Annotated in this window: 19 protein-coding genes; 6 read left to right on the plus strand and 13 right to left on the minus strand. The window is 51.5% G+C overall.

The genetic code is table 11. From position 1 onward, the window contains the following. Window positions 1–307 precede the first annotated feature (307 nt). Entirely contained in the window at window positions 308–1720 is a 1413-nt protein-coding gene (locus EBA_RS02005; RefSeq protein WP_225615858.1) for an ATP-binding protein, read from the plus strand. 93 nt (window positions 1721–1813) lie between these two features. Beyond that, window positions 1814–2353 carry a response regulator gene (locus EBA_RS02010; protein ID WP_192372741.1) on the plus strand — a complete coding sequence of 180 codons (540 nt, stop codon included), beginning with the start codon at window positions 1814–1816 and terminating at the stop codon, window positions 2351–2353. A gap of 3 nt (window positions 2354–2356) precedes the next feature. On the opposite strand, the gene EBA_RS02015 is transcribed toward EBA_RS02010, so the two are convergent. The 4 genes from EBA_RS02015 to EBA_RS02030 form a co-directional block, all read right to left on the minus strand. Further along, the gene (locus EBA_RS02015; protein WP_192372743.1) at window positions 2357–3133 is read right to left on the minus strand and encodes an ATP-binding protein; all 777 of its coding nucleotides are present in this window, start codon (window positions 3131–3133) and stop codon (window positions 2357–2359) included. A gap of 295 nt (window positions 3134–3428) precedes the next feature. Beyond that, a complete protein-coding gene (locus EBA_RS02020; RefSeq protein WP_192372745.1) occupies window positions 3429–3665 on the minus strand; it encodes a TIGR02450 family Trp-rich protein in 237 nt (78 codons plus the stop codon). Between the two features lie 76 nt (window positions 3666–3741). Next, entirely contained in the window at window positions 3742–4284 is a 543-nt protein-coding gene (locus EBA_RS02025; RefSeq protein WP_192372747.1) for an ankyrin repeat domain-containing protein, read from the minus strand. A gap of 72 nt (window positions 4285–4356) precedes the next feature. After that, on the minus strand, window positions 4357–5904 hold the full coding sequence (locus EBA_RS02030; protein WP_192372749.1) for a catalase: 1548 nt from the start codon (window positions 5902–5904) through the stop codon (window positions 4357–4359). Between the two features lie 140 nt (window positions 5905–6044). Here EBA_RS02030 and EBA_RS02035 point away from each other — a divergent pair, with 140 nt between their 5' ends. Beyond that, on the plus strand, window positions 6045–6923 hold the full coding sequence (locus EBA_RS02035; RefSeq protein ID WP_192372751.1) for a LysR substrate-binding domain-containing protein: 879 nt from the start codon (window positions 6045–6047) through the stop codon (window positions 6921–6923). Between the two features lie 140 nt (window positions 6924–7063). On the opposite strand, the gene fae is transcribed toward EBA_RS02035, so the two are convergent. From fae to EBA_RS02060, 5 genes are all read right to left on the minus strand, one after another. After that, window positions 7064–7615 (minus strand): formaldehyde-activating enzyme, encoded by a 552-nt coding sequence (gene fae, locus EBA_RS02040; protein WP_192372753.1) that lies wholly within the window; start codon window positions 7613–7615, stop codon window positions 7064–7066. 187 nt (window positions 7616–7802) lie between these two features. Continuing rightward, a complete protein-coding gene (locus EBA_RS02045) occupies window positions 7803–8249 on the minus strand; it encodes an ankyrin repeat domain-containing protein (protein ID WP_192372755.1) in 447 nt (148 codons plus the stop codon). Between the two features lie 14 nt (window positions 8250–8263). Then, window positions 8264–8944 carry a hypothetical protein gene (locus EBA_RS02050; protein ID WP_192372757.1) on the minus strand — a complete coding sequence of 227 codons (681 nt, stop codon included), beginning with the start codon at window positions 8942–8944 and terminating at the stop codon, window positions 8264–8266. Continuing rightward, window positions 8931–9713 carry a 4Fe4S-binding leucine-rich repeat protein gene (locus EBA_RS02055; RefSeq protein ID WP_192372759.1) on the minus strand — a complete coding sequence of 261 codons (783 nt, stop codon included), beginning with the start codon at window positions 9711–9713 and terminating at the stop codon, window positions 8931–8933. Before EBA_RS02055 ends, EBA_RS02050 begins: the two co-directional genes overlap by 14 nt. After that, window positions 9714–10268 carry a flavodoxin gene (locus EBA_RS02060; protein ID WP_192372761.1) on the minus strand — a complete coding sequence of 185 codons (555 nt, stop codon included), beginning with the start codon at window positions 10266–10268 and terminating at the stop codon, window positions 9714–9716. It lies immediately after the preceding gene. Window positions 10269–10561: 293 nt separating this feature from the next. Between EBA_RS02060 and EBA_RS02065 the strand changes: the two genes are divergently transcribed. Together EBA_RS02065 and EBA_RS02070 are read left to right on the plus strand one after the other, a co-directional pair. Next, a complete protein-coding gene (locus EBA_RS02065; RefSeq protein ID WP_229427819.1) occupies window positions 10562–11710 on the plus strand; it encodes a hypothetical protein in 1149 nt (382 codons plus the stop codon). A gap of 181 nt (window positions 11711–11891) precedes the next feature. Continuing rightward, window positions 11892–12269, plus strand: a complete 378-nt coding sequence (locus EBA_RS02070; protein WP_192372763.1) for a hypothetical protein — start codon at window positions 11892–11894, stop codon at window positions 12267–12269. 140 nt (window positions 12270–12409) lie between these two features. Here EBA_RS02070 and EBA_RS02075 read toward each other — a convergent pair whose 3' ends face one another. The 4 genes from EBA_RS02075 to dcd all read right to left on the minus strand — a co-directional run bounded on the left by EBA_RS02075 (window position 12410) and on the right by dcd (window position 19767). Then, on the minus strand, window positions 12410–14833 hold the full coding sequence (locus EBA_RS02075) for a sensor domain-containing protein (protein WP_192372765.1): 2424 nt from the start codon (window positions 14831–14833) through the stop codon (window positions 12410–12412). 117 nt (window positions 14834–14950) lie between these two features. Further along, window positions 14951–15934: a glucokinase gene (gene glk, locus EBA_RS02080; RefSeq protein WP_192372767.1), complete on the minus strand. Its 984-nt coding sequence runs from the start codon at window positions 15932–15934 to the stop codon at window positions 14951–14953. A gap of 8 nt (window positions 15935–15942) precedes the next feature. Next, complete coding sequence (locus EBA_RS02085) at window positions 15943–19158, minus strand: glycoside hydrolase family 15 protein (RefSeq protein WP_192372769.1); 3216 nt, start codon at window positions 19156–19158, stop codon at window positions 15943–15945. Window positions 19159–19200: 42 nt separating this feature from the next. Further along, window positions 19201–19767 carry a dCTP deaminase gene (gene dcd, locus EBA_RS02090; RefSeq protein WP_192372771.1) on the minus strand — a complete coding sequence of 189 codons (567 nt, stop codon included), beginning with the start codon at window positions 19765–19767 and terminating at the stop codon, window positions 19201–19203. 407 nt (window positions 19768–20174) lie between these two features. On the opposite strand from dcd, the gene EBA_RS02095 reads away from it, so the two are divergent. Further along, on the plus strand, window positions 20175–20771 hold the full coding sequence (locus tag EBA_RS02095) for a TetR/AcrR family transcriptional regulator (protein ID WP_192372773.1): 597 nt from the start codon (window positions 20175–20177) through the stop codon (window positions 20769–20771). Window positions 20772–20795 lie beyond the last annotated feature (24 nt).

Genomic DNA, 20795 nt, shown 5'->3' on the forward strand with positions numbered 1-20795 from the left:
CGAATTTGCCGAGCCGGAGTTTGTGCCCGAGAGCGTTGCCGGGCAGTGTGCTGGTTTGAAAACGGATGACATAATCGCGTGAAAAGGCAGGTTAAGAAGAAAGCAATTAACGGGCTTGAATGCCAAAAATAGCGAAGTCCTTTCCCGTATTATTTTAGTGTGTATCTTAAGATTCGCACTTGGGATTACATCGCCAAAATTATTGGCACTTTGTTGGGTGCAGTGTCGCGGCATAAACTATTCTTACGTTTGCGGAAGCAAAGTTTGGCCTAAGCGCGCAGGATCAAGTCTGGCGGAGTTACAGGCCATGCGCCCGCGCTTAAAGTTTGTTATCTTCGTTCTGGAGCGCCGGATCAAGCTTGGGTTCGCCATTTCTCGAGGCGCTGGGTTTTCCGGTATTTATGGTTTTTCCGAATTAGACAGGAATTGGATGGAACTCGACAAACAATCGGCCGAGCACCAGGCTACCATTTTGTTAGTGGATGACGAGTCTATCAATCTGTCGATTTTCGGGCAGTTTCTCACTCCGCACTATCAGGTTTTGGTGGCTACCAACGGCGAGCGGGCTTTGCAGTTAGCTGGCAGCAGGCCCAAGCCGGATTTGATCTTGTTGGACGTGATGATGCCTGGCATGGATGGCTATCAAGTTATCGGTCATTTAAAAGCCGATCCGAATACCCTCGATATTCCGGTGATATTTGTCACCGCCCTGAGCTCCGATCTTGAGGAAGAACGTGGCTTGTTGCTGGGCGCAGTGGATTACATTTACAAGCCTTGCCATTTATCCATTCTATTAGCCAGAATCAAAACCCAGCTGGAGTTGAAGAATGCCCGCGATTGGTTGAAAGACCAAAATGCTTATTTGGAAACTGAGGTGCAACGTCGGTATCTGGAAAATCAGGCTGTGCATTTGCAATTATTGCAATCGGAAAAATTGGCGGCGATAGGGCAACTGGCGGCCGGCATCGCTCACGAAATTAATAATCCCATTGGTTTTGTTAATTCCAATCTGAATACCCTGAGCGGCTATTTGCGCGATATTTTTTGCGTGCTGGATGCCTGGGGCGCGGCTTTAAACGAAAACCCCATTTCGATTGAAACTCAGCAAAACTTACGCGAGCTAAAACAAACCAAGCAGCTCGACTATTTACGCGGCGATATTCCGGAATTAATCGCCGAGTCCAGGGAAGGTTTGTCGCGGGTGCGCGATATTATTCAGGATTTGAAGGATTTTGCGCATGTCGACAAAAACGATTGGGAGTTGGGCGATTTACATAAAGGTCTGGATTCCACGTTGAATATTATCAGTAACGAGCTGAAATACCATTGCACCGTACACAGGCAATACGGCGAGATTCCGCAGATTTCTTGCATTCTCTCGCAATTAAATCAGGTGTTTATGAATTTGCTGATCAATGCTGCGCACGCTATCGAGACCAAGGGCGATATTCATATTCGCACCGGTTGCACTGAGCAGGAGGTTTGGGTGGAAATCAGCGATAACGGCAAAGGTATTGCCCCGGAAAACCTGTCGCGTTTGTTTGAACCGTTCTTTACCACTAAACCGGTGGGCAAGGGCACCGGCTTGGGGCTGTCGATTTCGCAAAACATCGTTCGCAAACACGGCGGCAGAATCGAAGTGGCTAGCGAACTCGGTCAGGGCAGCCGGTTTCGAGTTTGGCTGCCGATACAAGCACCGAACTTGAGTAGTTCCGAATAGTCCGGCGCTACTTGGCGTTTATAAAACCAAATTTGCAGAAGGGGCTTTACGTGCCAGACTATGTAATGAATAGACCATTGTTATGGCAAAACCATGAACCAGGCAGACATTAAAATACTGATCGTCGACGACGAGCCAAACGTGCTGAAAGCGCTAACGCGTTTGCTGAAACAATACGAGCCTGTCACCGCTATTAATGGCGAGGAAGCTTTATTGTTAGCCAAGGAACATAGCTTCGATCTGGTGATTTCCGACTACCGGATGCCGGGTATTAACGGTATCGACTTTTTGATTTTGTTCAAGCGCATGCAGCCGGACGCGATACGCATCGTGTTGACGGGGTTCGCCGACCTGGAAGGCGCGCAGCATGCCATCAATGAAGCGCAAGTGTATCGTTTTATCAACAAGCCCTGGAGCAATCTGGAAATCGTCAATGTCGTGGAAAACGGTTTGGCCCACAAACGCATGCTGATGGAAAACCGGGCCTTGGCTGATCAAGTGCGCGCCCAGCAAAAGCTCCTTGATGAAAAAGAAGCGATCATCAAGGCGCTGGAAGCCGAGGAGCCGGGTATTACTAAGGTCAATTGGGCGCAGGATGGTTCGATTATTCTTGATGACGAAGACTTGAAATAGTCCTTACCATTGCTCGGTACGCTCATCGTTACTGAAAGCGTTAAAAAATTGTTTCGCGGTTCGGCCGTTTTTCGCGGCATTCTGATGGGCGAAGTCCAGCGCGGCCTTGTGTAAAGTCTCCCGGTTGCCGGGGTGATCGACGAAATAGCTATCGATAATATCCAGATAAGTCTGGGTATGTTGCGGATAAAACGCCAGACGTAAACCGAAACGGTCGGACAGCGAGATTTTTTCCTCGATGGTGTCGGAATAATGCACCTCGCCGTCTATCAGCAAAGTGTCCAAATTGTCGCGCATATGCTCCGGCAGCAGATGGCGGCGATTGGAGGTGGCGTAAAACAACACGTTCTCCGGCGGTAGTTCGATGGAGCCTTCCAAAACGCTCTTCAGCGGTTTGTATAAAGCGTCGCCGTTTTCGAAGGATAAGTCGTCGCAATAGATAATGAAACGTTGGTTGTGTTCGCGGATGTCGTCGACGATTTCCGGCAAATACAGCAAATCTTGTTTATCTACTTCGATAATTCTTAAGCCTTCGTGCAAATACTCGTTCAATAAGGCTTTCACCAGCGAGGATTTACCGGTCCCGCGCGCCCCCCATAGCAAGGCGTTATTGGCCGGCAGCCCGGCTAGAAAGCGTTGGGTATTGTCGATCATTTGCTGCTTTTGCGGCTCTATGCCCAGCAGTTGATCCAATCGAATCGGATCGATTTGCCGAACGGGGCGCAGAAACTCCTGGCGTTGGCGCCAGATAGCGGCATAGGTGTGGTTCCAATCTATCATCTGTGATCCTTTGCTGAGACCGGTCGAGGCACCGGTTTGTATAAAGAAAAGAAAATTGTATAAATTTTGGACAATTTAACACCACTGTAAGCACAGCAACAACTTAGCGCGGCTTTTAACGGGTTGTTAACAGAGTTATCCACAGATTTTGTGGGAAAGTCGAGCGGGCTGTGGAAATATGTCGATCCAATATGCTCAGTATATTCCGATTGTGCTGGCAGCCAATAAATCGGAAAATTTTATTATCAGGTCGCTAAAGGCCGAGGTGAGCTTTTGTCAGTCTAAATGCCGGCGCTTATAACCAGCCTTGCAGCCAGCGGCTGGTATCGGTAAGTTCTCGCCAGGGAATGGTCTGGGTGCGACGGCTAAAAACCGCCTCTAATTCGATTAATTCCAGCGGAAGTTCCGGGTGTTCCGGAAACAGTAGTTTGCTAACTAGAAAGTGTTTTTCCTTATGTTGTGGCGCGATTGCGGTCCATTTACTGAGTAATAGCTTTTTCGGATTAAGCCTGCGCTGTGCGGTTTTCAACATTGTTGGTATCGGCGTTATTTTGAAGGCATCCGGATTAATGCCATTACAAGCGCATAGTTCAAGCTTTTCCCGTGGTTCAACGCAAACTTGCCAGCTGTTTGATGATGCTTACCACCCGGCTCAAACCTTGCGCTTGCGCCAAACTGGCGGCACTATTGCCTTGCAGGTCTTGTATATCCGCGCGAGCACCGTGTTTCATCAGCAATTGAATAATCGCCTCGCGGCCGAATAACGATGCCATCATCAAAGCGGTTTGTCCGGCCCGGTTTTGGTGATTGACATCGCAGCCGCCGTTGTCCAAAAACCAGCGCGCGGTGGGCATATCGCCTTTGAATGCCACGCCCATCAAGGCGTTGTTGCCTTTGCTGTCCTCGCTGCAGGCTAGGGCGCCGGCAACATGCAAGGCTTGCACCGCCGTGAGCCGACCGTGATAGGCGGCTAAAATTAAAGGCGTGTAACCGTCTTCGTTGGCGACATTCACCTCGCCGCCTTGTTTGACATATTCAGTAATTGCCTTGGCGCTGCCGTTGCGGGCCAGATCGAAAATGTCGGCAGCATGGGCGAAATTAAACGTTAAGGCTAAGACAATGCCGGCGAAGGTTTTAAGGTTTTTGTTCATGATGTTCTCCACGTTTTCATAGGGGCGCGCGAGTAGAAACGCAAGGTTTTGCGCTGCTACTCGCGCGACCAATTAGTCGGTATAACCTGCAGCCAAGGTTTTGACTTGCGCTAAATCTGCGCCGGCGAGTTTGGCGACCCGTGTGCCGTATTCCGTGTCGGCTTTGTACAGATAGCTGACGACGGTGTTACGGACGCTTTCATTACTGACCGTTTTCAAATCCCCAGCAAAAGCGGCAACCAATTCGGTTTGATCCGCTACGGAAAATGAGCGGTACAACTCGCCCGCCTGCTGGAAATTTTGGGTTTTCTGAAACGGTATTTGTTGAGTGCTGCCTTGCAATGGAGTTGGGCAGGCCTTGTAGCTGACGTTATCCACATAACTGCCGGTAGCTTCGCTGGGTTGGTAGTTAACCGAAGCGGATTTGGGCGCCGAGTAGCCGGCGCCATTCTGGTTATAGGAGTGCACAGCGGTTTTCGGCGCGTTGATCGGCAGGCTAAAGTGGTTGATGCCCAAACGATAGCGCTGGGTATCGGCATATGAGAATAAACGGCCTTGCAGCATCCTATCTTCGGATGGCTCGATGCCGGGAATCATGTTACTAGGCGCGAATGCGGCTTGTTCGGTGGCCTGGAAGAAGTTGTCCGGCACTCGGTTCAAGGTTAGTTCGCCAACTTTTTGTGCCGGGATCAAGTCTTCCGGCCAGGTTTTGGTGGTATCCAGTGGATTGAAATCAAAGCTATCGACTTGTGCCGGATCGAGCACTTGCACATACAAATCCCAAACCGGGTAATCACCGTCAGCGATATGTTTGTACAAGTCGTCAGTCATATGATTGAAATTGCTGGCCTGGATTTCGGCGGCTTGCGCGCGAGTCAAGCCATGATTGCCTTGCCGGGACTTCCAGGTAAATTTCACGTAATGTTGTTGGCAGGCCGCGTTGACGAACTTAAAGGCGTGCACGCCGGAGCCGTTCATTTCCCGGTAATTGGTCGGAATGCCCAATGGCGAATACAGCAAAGTCAACATCTGCGTGCTTTCCGGTACATGCGAGAAAAAGTCCATTATTCGCGCCGCGTCCTGAATATTGGTTTTCGGATCAGGTTTTAAGGAATGCACCATATCCGGAAATTTCATCGCGTCGCGGATGAAGAACACCGGGAAATTGTTGCCGACCAAATCCCAATTGCCTTGCTCGGTATAAAATTTGACGGCAAAGCCGCGCGGATCTCGCAAAGTTTCCGGCGAATGGTTACCGTGAATTACCGACGAGAAGCGCACGAATACCGGCGTTTCTTTGCCCTCATCCTGGAATGGCGCGGCATGAGTCAGGTCGGTCAAGTCAGCAGTGGCCTTAAAAACACCAAAGGCGCCGGTGCCACGCGCATGCACCACTCGCTCCGGAATCCGCTCGCGGTCGAAGTGCGCGAGTTTTTCGATTAAATGATGGTCCTGCAATAAGGTCGGTCCCAAGGGTCCTGCGGTTTGCGAGTTTTGATTGTCGCCGACCGGCGCGCCGGTGGCGCGGGTCAGTGTGTTATCGTCGGCTTGCGCCGCGTTTAAAATCAAGCTGATGGCAATGCTCAATCCGATGTTTTTGATGGAAGATGATGCGTTCATGACTGTGTCCTTATTCTGGTTTTGGGTGAGAGTGGCCGGCCTGATCGGCTGGCACGGACACAGAATATCGGCAGCAGTAATTAATGTATAATCGATTGTTTTTATTTTAACGATAGCTATTGACTATTTATGGGGTGATTATGAATCTGCGAGATCTGCATTACCTAATCGCCGTTGCCGACCTACGTAGTTTCGTGCAAGCAGCTGACCGTTGCTGTATCAGCCAGCCGACTTTAAGTACCCAAATCAAGAAATTGGAAGACGAGTTAGGTATCCAGATTTTCGAGCGCACCAACAAAAAGGTGCTGCCCACCGAGTTGGGCGAGCAGATTGTGGCTTCGGCAAGGCGCATCTTGAAGGAGCAAGACAATATCAAGGAAATGGCGGCTACTGCCCAGGATCCGCTGGCCGGCAACCTGCGTTTTGGTGCGTTTCCGACCCTGGCGACGTATCTGTTTCCGCAATTGGTGCCGTTGATCAAAAGGGACTTACCGCGCATTCGGCTAATTCTGGTCGAGGAAAAAACCGAGCAATTGTTACAACAACTTAGAAGCGGGCAGATGGATTGCGCCTTGCTGGCCATGCCGATTTACGAGGATTTTCTGGAAAGTCGGGTCTTGTTCGACGATGAGTTTTTACTGGCGGTCGCCGACACTCATCCGTTGGCGGCCAAGCCGCAAATCGAACAGCACGACCTGAATGGCGAACATTTATTATTGTTGGACGAAGGCCATTGCCTGCGCGGCCATGCCTTGCAAATCTGTCAAACGGTCGGCGCCGAGGAAGAACAAGATGTGCGCGCCACCAGTCTGGAAACCCTCAGGCAAATGGTGCTTGCCGGAACTGGCATCACTTTCATGCCGCGCATTGCGGTGCGCGATGAGCCGGGCATACGCTATCTACCGTTCGCGGCGCCGGCGCCTGGCCGGACCATAGGTTTGGTTTGGCGCAAGACCAGCGCTAGGGGAGCTTTGATTCAACAATTGATCGGCTTGATTGCGGCTGCAAGCAAGCACTAGTTGGCCTTACATGGCTGCCTGTTATGTGCCTGGGTAATCTGCTGCTGATAACGAGTTTTTTGGGGGGTATTCAGATTTTTAGCTGGCAAAGTCAAGTTGTCAAGGCAAACGGCAACTTGACTTACGGCAAGTTTAAACGCTTACCACTGCGACTCGCCCGTCTCCGGGTCGTACATTTCGTGGAAGATTTTGTGGCGGTTGGCGATTAGTTCGTCGATGCTCGGCGAGTTGCTCATTGCTCTGGAAATAGCCAGTTTCATGGCTTCGTAGTTGGTGCGGTACAAGTCCTTGCGGTCTAGTTCCGGGTTGTTCGCGCAGGAGGGATCTATCCAGATCATGGCAATGATGCACAACTCATTGGCTTGCAGGCGGGGAATAACGCCATCGGCGACGCTATCGATCACCGCGTCGGCTACCGCAGACTGTACCGGGCCGCCCAACAAGTTAACGTAAGCCGAAGATTTGATAGTGACTTTAGGCACCATGATGGTGGCCGGACGCACTTGTTGGTTGGTGGCGCGGATCGCGAACATGCGAGTGTGGCCGGCGGTTTGGCCCATCAGGTTGGCGAAAGCGTGACCGGCAGGGCCTTTGACGTCGCCGATCAGAATTTCCGGCATGGCGTCGGTGCCCTGGCCGTCGCTGGAAAATACGGTGGCTTCGCCGGTTCTAAACCAATACGAGTCTGACATGGTGCGTCCTCTGAGTATGTTAGGGAAGGCGGCATTCTATGCCCGTGCCGGGATTGCGGCAATAGGCGGGCTGGTCGGTCGCGGGGTTTGAGTTGGCGGTCTGCAGACAATGCTTCTATGACGCATGCGATTTCGATACGCCCTCGCCGCAAGGGAGAGGGTGCAATTTAGGTGATAACGTGTTGAGTTAAGCTTGCAAAGCTTTTACGGCAGTGCGTAACAGTTGCAAGCATTGGCGATTGGCGGCCAAATCCAGCGCGCTGAAATCGTCCTGTGTACTGAGTAGCGGATTCGCACCGGCTTCCAGTAATTGTTTTACCGTCGCATGTCTGCCGCTGGATGAGGCATAGGTCAACGCACTGGCACCGCTCGGGTTTTGATAGTTAATATCGATACCCGCTTTTAGCAACAAGCCGATGCAGTCGCTAGCCTCCGCATAACAAGCGGCCCAAAGCGCGTTGTTGCCGTAGGCGTCCAGTGCCGTTAAATCGGCACCTTGTTTTAACAGATAGCTCAGTACGTCGGCCCGGCCTTGTTGCGCAGCCAGGATTAATGGATGTTTGCCGTGCGGATTGAGCCCCAGTTGAAAGCCGTTTTCCAGTAGCCAGGCGTCGATTTCGGGAGTAATAGTCATGCGAGTAGGGTGGTTTAGACCAGCGAGGGTCGGTGGAGTAAGGACAGATGGCCGACGCCGGCTGTCTTCAGTTTGTCGGCTAATTCGTGACGGGCCAGTTCGCCTTTGCCGCGCAGATACCTTAATTCGGCGCCGGTCAGCAAGGTGATAGCAATCAGCTTTATCTCGCCACCTGCCAGTGTTAAAGTTTTGGCGGGTTCGCTGTTAGCACCCAATAAGGCGCCGATTTGACCGCGGCCGTCCTTGATGTGATCGATAGCGAATTCCATCGATAGCAATTCGCCGTTCAATAGTCGTTCGCTCAAACGCGGAAAGCCGGCTAGCGTATGGCTGACTTCGGCGGTCAGTGGAAATAACCAGGTGTCGGCGAATTTGGCCGGCGGTGCATTATCGGCGGCGCCGGAATCCGGGCTTTCTATAAACACTTCCAGGCCCAGGCCGGTTTCCGGTCTGTCGCGCTCCACCCAGGGGTCGGATAAGCCATCGGATATCACGCAGGCGTTTAGGCCGTGACGCGCGGCCAGCCACGCTGCACCGGCCGGCCATTCCGGGCCGTCGCTCATCGGGCCCATTAAGGAGGTCAGGGCTGCCAAGTCCGAGCCCAAGCTCTGCCGGAGCGCTTGGTGCCGAGATTCGGTCGCCATCCGCAAACGGTCCGCATAGGTGAGGCCAACGATGTGTTCAGGCTGCAGCATGCGTGGCCTCCATCGCTAAAGCGTCCAAGCGCTGCCGCGCGGTTAGGCTGACTTCTTCGTCGGCGTCATCGAGCATTTGTTTGAGCAGTTCCGGCTCGGCGCGCAACGCCACTTCGTAGCGCACAGTCCAGTCTTCATCTGCGCTCATCATGGCCAGATCGTCTACCTCCATACGTTGCGCGACGATACGGCGAATGTTCACTTCTTGATCGTTGGCCATCAGCCCCAAGCTTACACTGGGTATGCGTTCCGCGACGGTACGGCGCACTTCAGTGTCCGAGTCGGCGACCAAACGGAACAAGCGGCCCTTGGGTAAGCGTTTGGCGACATAAGCACGTACCAAGTAATCCGGATCGTTGGCCATCAATTCTAGCTGGGCTTCCGGCAGGCGGTCGGCCACGGTTACCCTAACTTCTCTGTCGCTGTCCTTGCTTAATTCCAATAGCCAGTCCAGGGGTACCCTATAAGCCAGAACTCTGCGTACGGCTTCGTCGGGGTCGGTCAGCAAGGGCCGTAAATGATTGGTCGGTAAATACTGGGCCGCAATCGCGCGTCGTTCCCAAAAAGGGTCTTGGGTGTAATTTAACGCGTAAACCGGATGGGCTTTAAAAAATCGGTCGATTTGCCGGCCGCTTTCCGCCACCACGCAGCGATCACCCGGTTTGCAGGTGCCGATGGCCAGTAATGTATCCCGGTAAGCGCAGTTTGAGCAGTCGGCAAGCGGCGTTAGATCCAGGGCGTCCTGTTCCGCTAAGGATGAGGCGACCATCTAGGCGGCCTCCGCCAATACCGGCAGTAACTGCGGCGTAACTTGCGCCAGCCAGACCCTGATGCGCTCGTCGGTCAAATGCGGTTGGCCGCGTTGATCCAGCACCAGGCCGACGAATTGGTCGTCGATCACCGAGTCGGAATGTTCGAAGGTGTAGCCTTCCGTGCTCCAGCGGCCGATCATTTCGGCGCCGTAGTCGTAGAATATCCGGTAAAGCTGAATCAAGGAACTGGCGAAACGCGAGGCATAACGTTCTTGATGGCCTAAGCCGAATAGTGCGATGCGTTTGCCTGAAAGATCGGCGCCGTGTAGGGAAGGCACAAACTCCTGCCAGCTACGTTCCTGGCACCCGGCTCCCAGGCCCGGCAAGTCGCCAATGCCATAGCTGGGGGTGCCCAATATCAGCGCGTCGTATTGCAGTAGTTCTTCGGGTTTGACTCTGTTGATATTTTTGGGTTTGTCAGCCAACTCTTCGCCCAACAGACTGAAAATCTTTTTTGCCACTAGCCGGGTGCTGCCGGTATCCGTTCCGAAAAAAATGCCGATTTTGCTCATAAATCACCTGTGATCGAAAGTGCGGGATAAGGCCTGTGCAGCCGTTTTTAATTCCACAGCAAATTTTGATCCAGATTCAAAATAAACGGCTTGTCTATGATTTTTTGTTTAATATCAATTGGATGGGGATTTTTGTAGCATTTTCGTGTTGAGGTCTGTGCAGGCATGTCTACAATTGCAGGAAGGATGGGGTGATTTGTGACATAGCTGCACGCGTTGTCTGTGCTGTTCAGGGCGGATTTATCATCGACATATATAGTTCCGAGTGAGAGCGACGAGATAAGCGTTTTGCAGTGGAGGCCGTTTCAGTCGCGATTGATAAGAAACGATCCGCTCCTGAAACAGGATTTGATACACGTCTGCTTTATTGTGAGCCGCTTAGGTGGTTAATCTTATTCCAGCCAAGTAAAACAATTACCGTAACAAACACTCAAGGAAGCTTTATGGCAATTTTGCGCTGTAACAATTGTTCATATTTACGCGAAGTGCCGAATGAGCATGTGGGAAAAACCGTTAAATGTCCGGTTTGCGAGCAAGCATCGGCAATTCACGATACCGTGGTTTTTGTGAAGAAACTGATCGATAAATACGGCGTATTATTGGGCAAATATCGGGAGTTAGAGCAGGCGGGTAATCCCGTGGCGGAAGTGGCACGATCAGATATTCGCTTGCTTAAAGGTGAAGAAATAGATTTGCATAATACTGCAGTGATGACTAACAGCATGCAGTATAAACCCATAATTAGCTGGTTTGAGCGTAAAAACATTCAGGTTGAAGTGAATCATAATGCCTTGGATACACAAGGTTTTTATGATGAAGTGGCTGTAGAGCTGGGTGATAACTTTCCCGCTTTACAGGATGTGTTGGATAAAATTAGAAAAGCCCAGAGAAATAACTACGCATCCGTAGTCTTGAATTTAAACGATTACAGTCAAAAGGAAATTAAAACCATTACTAGCTTTTGTAAAAACCTGTATGAGTTTTCGTTTGTTGCCAAGTATTTTTATAATAAGAACGAAAAAAGAGTGCATTTGACTTTACAAAGTATGTCGGCCATCGTCGGTTTTTTTAACGGCGAATGGTTGGAATGGTATGTGTTTATGAAACTGCTAAAACATTTCTTTGAAAGCAAGGGGCTTTTCTCCTGTTTAAGGAGTTTTAATATTCAGTTTGCCAATGAAGATAAATATGAAGTGGATGTGTTTTTTCTAATTAACGGGCGTATACCGGTATTTATAGAATGTAAATCCGGAGAGTTTCGTTCCTTCATCGAAAAGTACAGCAAAATGCGGCGCAGGTTGGATATCGAGAAGGAAAACTTCTTGTTACTGGTGTTGGGCGTTAGTGATGAGCAGGTGTTGGGGTTGACCAAAATGTACGATATTACTTTCGTCAATGAAAGCGGCTTTATCAAGCATATAGTTGGGCTGGTGACGCAATAATTTATCCCTTTTAACGCTTGTGGTAATTAAGCTATTTTTTCCCTGTTTTGCTGCTATTTTCAGATTCTATGGTAGGATGAAAAAGCTTTGAGCAAGCAACCGGATTAAAATATACAGTCATAATTTTGTAATTTTAATGTGGTAATAAAAAAACACTTAAATATCAATTGATAGGATTTGTATGAACACAGTAAAAAAAACCTTGGCTTCATTTTTGGTGATTGCCGCAGCATTGGTTTCCACATCCGCTAATGCAAACAGTGCTGGCGACGCTAAAGTTCGCGCAGCTGGTGAAGCTACTGTTGCCAAAGTAGAAGAAGCAGTTAGTTTGTTGGACAAAGGCGATAAAGACGAAGCTTTGAAAGCTCTGGGTGACGTTCGCCAGCTGCAAAAAGAGTTCCGTTATGAGCAAACCGAGCGTTTGCGTCAAAGAGCCGGTGACAAATTGAAAGTTGCCCGCGATGAGATTGAAAAAGGCGATGCCAACGCCGTAGCCAGCTTGAAAGCGACACTGGACCTTTACAAAGAAATGATGAAAGTTTATAGCGCCGCTCACTAAGGACGCATCTAATCAATTCAGTCAGGATTGATTAACGGCTGCCACCGGAAGACGTGTTTTCTCGGTGGCTCCCAACTAAATTCTTTTCGATGCTTATGCCTACTTGGCATGTTTTCCTTATTTCCTCAGCTGTCGATTTTTCAAAGCTTACAATCGGCAAACAATTTCTCAAATTCCTGAGCCGGTAATGGCTTTGCGAACAAATAGCCTTGTCCGAAATCGCAACCTGCAGCAGTAAGCAAATCCCGTTGGCTTGAGGTTTCTATGCCTTCGGCAATCACTTTTATTCCCAGTTTGTGAGCCATCACGATGATTGCCTCGCATAAGGCCATGTCGTCGGAACCAATCGCCAGATTGCGGACGAAACTCTGATCGATCTTCAGGTAGTCGATGTCGAATTTTTTCAAATATGACAGCGACGAATAGCCGGTGCCGAAATCATCCAGCGACACCTGAATGCCGGCGTCGCGGAATGAGAGCAGTTGCTCGGCGACACTGCTATTGGCATCCAGAAGTAGGCCTTCGGTAATTTCGATGACTACGCTTTGTCCGGAGAGGCTTAGTGCCTCCAATCGATTCAGCCAATCGCGATGGCTATCGCGTTCGTTACGGAACTGTACCGGCGACTTATTAATGCTGATCTGGAATTTCTCGTGTATCGATTGGCGCCAGCGGCAGGTTTGCTCGGCGGCTTCCTGAAAAATCCAATTGCCTATACTGCAGATCAAACCGGTTTCTTCGGCAATCGGAATAAAATCCGCAGGGCTGATCAGGCCGCGCGTCGGATGTTGCCAACGAATTAGCGCTTCGGCTTTATGCACGGTATTGGTGGCCAGCTCGACGATGGGTTGGTAACACAAATAAAACTGCTGCCCGGCCAGAGCCTGTCTTAGATCGTTGCTCAGCCGCAGCCGTGTCTGCGCGGATTCCTGCATAGTCGGGATGAAGAAACAATACTGATTCCGACCCTGGCGCTTGGCGGCATACATTGCCTGGTCCGCATGCTTTAACAAAGATTTCAGGTTATCGGCGTCGTCCGGGTAAAAAGCGATGCCGATACTGGTGGAAATATAAGCAATTTCGTTACCCAGCTGAAAACATTCGGTCATTTTGTGCAACAGGTTGCCGGCTATACGCTCGGCGTTGCCAGGGTCGCCGACATCGCTCAGGATCACAGTAAACTCGTCCCCGCCCAGACGAGCCACGGTATCGGTTTCCCGCACGCTGGCCAAAATGCGCTGGGCGGCGATTTGCAGTAACTCGTCACCCATGTCGTGTCCAAGGGTATCGTTCACTTCCTTAAATAAGTCCAGATCGATAAACAACAGGGCCAGACGCTTATGCTCCCGGTGGGCTTTTTTGATGTCCTGGCCCAACCGGTCGTAAAACATGCGCCGATTCGGCAATTGGGTTAATGGGTCGAAATTGGCTTGTTGCCAGATCACGCCTTCGGTTTTTTTCTTTTCGGTAATATCGGAAAACAATGCCACCCGGCGTTGCATGGTCTGCTGAGCATCGAAGATGGTATTGACGGTTAACCACTTGGCATATAACTCGCCGTTCTTACGCTTGTCCCAGATTTCGCCCTGCCAACTGCCATTGCTTTGAATGGCTTGCCACATGGCCTCGCTGTGGCTGCTGCTGTTTAGAGTGCCTATGTGTTTGCCAACAACTTCATCGGATTGGTAGCCGGTAATGGTGGTGAACGCCGCGTTGACTGTCAGGATGCGATCGTCCGAGTCTGCCAACAACATCGCTTCACTGCTGTTTTGATAAATCAGCGCGGCCTGTTGCAGGGCTTCTTCGATGCGTTTACGCTCGCTAATGTCCCGAGCAATAGCCAAGTTATAGCCGACGTTGGCGTATTCGAAATAATTGGCCACCACTTCTACCGGAAATAGCCTGCCATCCTTGGTTTTGTGGATGGTTTCCAACTTGTTCGAACGCTTAATTTTCAGCTCCGCCCAATGCGCGGCCCAAACTTGGCGTGGAAAGCAAGGGTCTACATCGAATACGCTCAACCGCAACAGCTCTTGATGGCTATAGCCCAAAGCCTTGCAGGATTGGTTGTTGACATAGATGAAGCTGGCATTCTCGGCAATCAAATAAGCGCTGTCATGCATTTGATCCATACCAAAGCTCAATTGGGCTAAACGCCTGCGCGAAGTTTTTTGCTCGGTGATGTCCCGAAAACTCCAGACCCGGCCAGCCGGTTGCCCGTCCAGATATTGTGGTTGGCAATAGCTTTCGATAAAGCGGCCGTCCTTAAATTCCAGTTCGCAGGCGTAGCGTTGCTTGGGGTATTTATAAATCTCTTCGATTCTGTTTAGGAAGGCGGTTCGATCTTTTAGGAGTTTCAGGGCATAACTCAGCGATTTTTCATCGTCACCGATCTTTAAAGAGCCTGCCGGTATGCCCCAAATTCGCATGAATTGAGGATTGAAGGTGGCGATTTTGCCGAACAGATCGACTACCAATATAGCGTCGGTGCTGGAGTCGAGCGCGGCTTGAAGGATTGATAGCGATTTTTGCAAACTGGCTTGTTTCTGCTTGGATTGGACCATGACTCGGCTGCACGTGCGAGCACGTAACTTTAGCAAAGGCTTATTTAAAAGGTTGTTTTATAAGCCTAGCCGATTCCGACAGTGCCGTACCTTTTTATATCTGTCAATACGAAATGCTTATTGACCGGCAAAGTAATGCATCGCCCCCAGCAAGGGCGTGCGCGGGTTCAAAGCCAGCTTCACCGATAATTTGGCGAGCATGGGTTGAAATCGGCCTTTGGCGACAAAAGCCTGGATAAATTCGCCAGACTCCAAAACCGATCTGATTTTGGGACCTATACCACCACCGATGAATACGCCGCCGGTAGCGAACGCTTTTAAAGCCAAGTTACCCGCTTCCGCGCCGTAAAGTTCCGCAAACAAGCGCACGGTTTCCCGGCACAAGGGATCTTCGCCGTCCACGCCCAAGCGCGAAATCAGTGCATTGCGGTCAACGCCACGGGCTTCGGCCGCAACCGGTACTGCCGGACAGGGCGGTGCGAAGCGGATGTGCGCCAGAAAATCGTAGATATTACTGAAGCCGATACCGGACAACACTCGCTCGCAGCTAACATGAGCCGGATAACGGCCGCGCAGGTAGCTCAGCAGTTGGTCTTGTTGCGGGTTTTGCGGGGCAAAATCGCAGTGACCGCCCTCGGTGGCAATCGGATGATACTGTTCGCCGTCCCAATGCAACATGGCTTCGCCCAAGCCGGTGCCGGCGGCGATTACGGCAATATTGCCGGTTTGCCGCTCGGCGTCGGGATTCAGTTCGATGAAGTCCTGTTCCTGCAGGTGCAGCATGCCGATTGCCATGGCTTCCAGATCGTTCAGCAATTTAACGCGGTCGGTGCCCAGTCGGGCTTTGAGTTGTTCTCCATCCAGCAGCCAGGGCAGATTGGTGGTTTGGCAGCGTTGCTTCACAACTGGGCCGGCGATGCCGAAACAGGCCGATGTCACCGCCGGACTATCGCTCAGAAACAAATCCAGAATTTCCTCAAAGGTCTGAAACTCGCCGCTGGCAAAGGTTTGTTCTTGCAAACAGCTCAGCGTGCCGTCGGCTTGTCTGTCGAGTAAAGCCAGAACCGTTTTGGTTCCGCCAATGTCGCCGGCTAGAATCATATGCGTCCTCATGAGGTTGGAGTGGCGTTGTTGACGAGGTGAATCAAGGCATCGAGTATCGCGTTGGCTAGTGCATGCGGTGGCAGTTGGTAAAACGCTTGCCAGGCCAGCGATACGCATTCTTCGTAATGGTCGCGGTATTGCGGGTGCTGTTGCAACCAGCTGATTCTGACCGCATGGCCGATTAAAATATCCGTCACCAAGGTGTCGTCGATGTACAGATCCGGATAGTCGCGGACGATGGACGCCAACGCGCGCAGGGCTTCTACGCTTAATTGTCGATATACCGGCGCCTGAATTTTATTCAAAATATGGTTGATATGCAGCCTAAAGCTTTGCTCGCCGGCGGTCATTTGCGCCAGCATAATTTCGCTGTCGATACGGCGGTTGCTATTGTATTTTTCACCGACCATCAAGCCTTTGCAATGATGCAATAAGTCCCAGACCCCGGCGAAAAACACCTCGTTTTCGCGGCCGACGCTGCCTTGCTGCTCGCGCCAGGCATACCAATCGTCGGCGTCGCCGCGGTCTTTTGGATTCATCGATTCCGGAAAGCGTGCGGCCGCCAGGTCGCGGTGCGGGCCTTCGCAGTTCAGGGTTTCGACTTGGCCGAGTTGGTTTTCGCTATTGTTGTAATCTTCCAGGGTTTCTTGCAGTAAGTCCGCCACTTGATGCGGCGGCAGAGACAAAATGTCGCTAAAAGCCTGATCCAGCGAGGTGCTGTTCAGGCGCTTTTGCCTGGCGATGATCAATTGCAGGATGTGACCGACCCGAATGGTGTGCATATCGGCGAACAATTCCGGTTTTAACTTGATTAGCATACCCAAGTAGATAATCAACTCCTGGATGATGATTTGTTGACTATTGTCGTTGGGGTTGAAGTTCCGGATAGTGGCGAGGATTTGCCAGGAGTCGGTGGGTCTACGCAAGGTGGCTTTGCCGCTGTATGCACGACCCACGGTCAATCCGTGTTGGCGGACTAATATTTCCGTGGTGGCCTGCTCCAGATTGATGTCGTATTTACCCAATAAGCCGGCGCAGCGGCGCACGATATACCATTCGTGACGGTCGCCAGCCCGTACATAAACTTCCTCCAACAAATCTCGTACCCGGCCAGGCGCACCGTCGTCGCTGCGTAAGCCGGTGTCGTGGTCTATCCCGTGCCGTTGGTAGAGCAAGGCCAGCGCTTCCAATTGTGCATGTAGGTTAGGGTTGTTTTGCAGCTGTGCAAGCAATTGGCCGTCGTCACCGATTTCCCATTCGGTCAACACGAAACTGTCCAATGTTTGCGGGGCTTGGCCGTCATAAGCCAGCGAATTGGCGAACGGCCGTTCGACTTCTTCCCAGCTGGCTTCGGAAAAGCTAAAGTCGTGCAGATAGCCGATTTTTTCGCGGCTGGAGGTTTTCACAAAATCGGTCAACAGCCCCAGCTTTACCGGCGTGCCTTGCACATTGCCTTGACTGAGTTGTTCGATAAAACCCAGCAACACCTGCCGGTCTTCGTTGCCCAGCATGTTGTGCTTGATGTTGATCACCAGCAAAGGCTGGGCCGGATTGTCCCAATGGCGAATGATATAGGCCAGTTCCATGCGCAGGCGCTGAATCAGCAATTGGTTGTCCATCGCAATGTAGAAACCTTTTTGGTTCATAAATTGCGGTAAAAACAATAAAGGCTCGCCGGCCAATACATAGAGCTTGGAGGTGGCCAGGGTGCGCAATTGTCGTAACGGCCTACCGCTGAGGCCAATGCGGTCGTTGCGGCCGACTTGGGTGTAGGCGTCGGCCAATTCGCTGGCGTCGCGGACTTGAATCGGCGCAATCTCGGTCAGGGTTTGGGAAGGAATGCCGCGCTCACGCAGTTCGCTTTGCACCTGTTCGTCTTCGGCCAGCAAGGCAATCTGCAGCGTGGAGTCGGGATGCAGGCGGGTGGCTTTGTAACGCCCCTGTGGGTCGATGTCGTCCACGTCGATCAAGCCGTCTTGCAGCAAGCCTCCCAGGATATAGAGGCTCTGTGCCCAGACCAGCGGTACGTTTTCGTTGGCGACGCGAGTCTGGCTATGCGGATGGCGTTTTTCCGCGGCGATGGCGCTTTCCGGCACGATGTAAAGTTCCGGCAGCAACCACTGGCCGTTTTGCTCGACCAGCAAGTCTTCCAGGCGGCGGCGATAGTCACCAACCCCTTCCGTATCGCCGGCAAACAGTTTATTCAGTAATAAGTAGCAGAAAAACAGCGGCCATTCGCATTCTATGTCCATGAATTGTTTCAACTCATTGGGTTCGTAATGCAGACGCTGATGATCTTCGATAACGGTTTGGTGGCCGTCCAGCAGGAAGCGTTTGCAGCCGTAGCGGCCTTGCAATTTTTCGACGATCAGGTTTTCGGTCTTTTCCCGCAGCGCTTTGTTGTCCACCGCGAAGGCCGGAAAGCCGGTGACGCTGAGCACCGCCGAATCGACTTCCTTGGAGATAGACTCGCGCGGTAGCAGGGCTTCCAGAGTAATCCGGGTGCGGGCGATGTCGTCGCTGATCACGTGAATAATGGCGGTTTGGCCGCCATCCTTACCGAACAAATTGCAGCCGGACATGGCTTCCAGCGCCGCTTTGGCCATGCCTATCGAGCTGGCGTTCAATTCCGCCAAGCCGTGATTCATCTTATTGCCGCGCTCCCAGATGCCGTAATCCGGGGTGCGATACGCCCGGCTGACATAATGCACCAGGTTTTGTACGAAATTGACTTCGTCGATGCTGAACACAATCCGCAAGCCGGAGGCGGTCATTTGCGCCAGCATCAATAAGAACAAGGACGTGGCGTCGAGCTGTAAATGGCCCCATTCGCTGTCGCCCACCACGACTTCGCCGCTGGTGGTTTTATATTTGGCATGCAGCGCGTCCAGGGGGTCTTGGCTGTGCTTGAATTTTTCCACTTTTGCCGCTTGCCGCATCATCGCTGTCAGCAGGCCGCGCATCAGTTTGACGACGCTTTGTTCCAGTAAATAGGTGCGCTCCTGCTGTCCCTCTACTTTGCGGTACGCCAGCCCCAGGCCCCAGGCCGCCAAAATGCTGTAGACATTGTCCCGCACCCAGGCGTCGGTGTAATTGCCGTGGGTGGTGACGGCGGTACTGGCGGGTAGCAGGCCGCTGATCCAATCCTGGCGTTTGAGGATAATGTCGTTAACTTGTTGGTAATACTGGTCGAGCGTCTCGGTTTGACTGGTCGGCATCATGTATTTAGTGGAATATGAGGTGGCGTTTAAAAAATTGGGCACTCAAGCCTTGGGCAAGGTTACTCCGGTTTGGCCTTGATACTTGCCGCCGCGATCTCGATAAGAGGTTTCGCAGACTTCGTCGCCGCCGAAAAACAGCATCTGGGCGACGCCTTCATTGGCGTAGATTTTCGCGGGGAGAGGGGTGGTGTTGGAAAATTCTAAAGTCACATGGCCTTCCCACTCCGGTTCCAACGGGGTGACGTTAACGATAATGCCGCAGCGGGCATAGGTCGATTTACCCAGACAGATCACCAGCACATCGCGCGGAATCCGGAAAAACTCCACGGTGCGCGCTAGCGCAAACGAATTGGGCGGAATGATGCAGACATCGGATTTCACATCGACAAAGCTGCCTTCGTCAAAGTCTTTGGGGTCGACGATGGTGGAATTGATGTTGGTAAAGATTTTAAACTCGTTGGAGCAACGTACGTCGTAGCCGTAACTGGAGGTGCCGTAGGAAATGATGCGGCCTTGCGCGGATTCACGGACTTGCCCGGCCTGAAACGGCTCTATCATGCCGGTTTGCTCGGACATGCGGCGTATCCATTTGTCTGATTTTATGCTCATGTTGCTGGTTGGGTAGGGAAAAATAACAGAGCGTTCAAAATAGCATATTAGGGCGGAAAAATCGCTAGTTGGCGTGGCGAATGGCGCTAATTTGTTGATGTTTGGCGATCTTGAAAATCATTTTAGGCAGGTCAGCTTGTTCCGAAAGCGCTTATCGGAGTAGAGGTCTAAATCCCCAGGGAGTGCCATCGCGCACTCTGGCATGCAGAATCAATACCGTTAAATTATGTCGTTCGCTGAGCGGAGTCGAAGCGAATTTGCTGGCTTCGGCTGCACTCAGCCAACGGTTTATCCTGGCAATGGGTTTTTAACCGAACAGCATTTTCTATCTTGAGTGCGGGGAGTTTTATAGAAAATTAGAAAAAACTTATTTACAAAATAAGACGACCGGTCGCATAATGCAGCCCATGGCGAAATTGGCACCCAAACAGCTCAAAAAAGATAGGCTCCTGGAGCAGGGCGTCAGCTTGCTGCTGGAAAAAGGCTACCACGCCACCGGTTTGAAAGAGATCCTGGATACGGTACAAATCCCGAAAGGCTCGTTTTACAGTTATTTCGGCAGCAAAGAGCAATTCGCCGCCGAAGCGATACACCATTACATCGAACCCTTCATCGTGCGCTTGTCCGGCCATCTGCAAAATCCGGAATTGGACGGTTTGGCCGCCTTGAAAGCCTATTACACCGGCTTGATCGGCGAAGTGGCGATAAGTGGTTTCAAAGGCGGCTGCTTGCTGGGCAATCTGATGGGCGAGATCGGTGACACCAGTCCCTTATGCCGCGATGCCTTATTGGATGCCGTCGGTCGCTACAGTGCCTTGCAGCAAGCGGCGTTGGAGCGCGGACAAAAGCAAGGCTCGGTGCGGCTGGATCGCTCGGCGAAGAGCATGGCGGATTTGATGTTGAACGGCTGGCAGGGGGCGTTGTTAAGGATGAAAGTCGAGCAATCGGTTGAGCCGTTGCAGGCGGTTTGTCGGGATTTGTTGGATGATTATTTTCGGGTGTGAATGGGTTCAGTTTTTTGATAACTG

This window comes from Methylomonas albis, assembly GCF_014850955.1.
Lineage (GTDB): Bacteria > Pseudomonadota > Gammaproteobacteria > Methylococcales > Methylomonadaceae > Methylomonas > Methylomonas albis.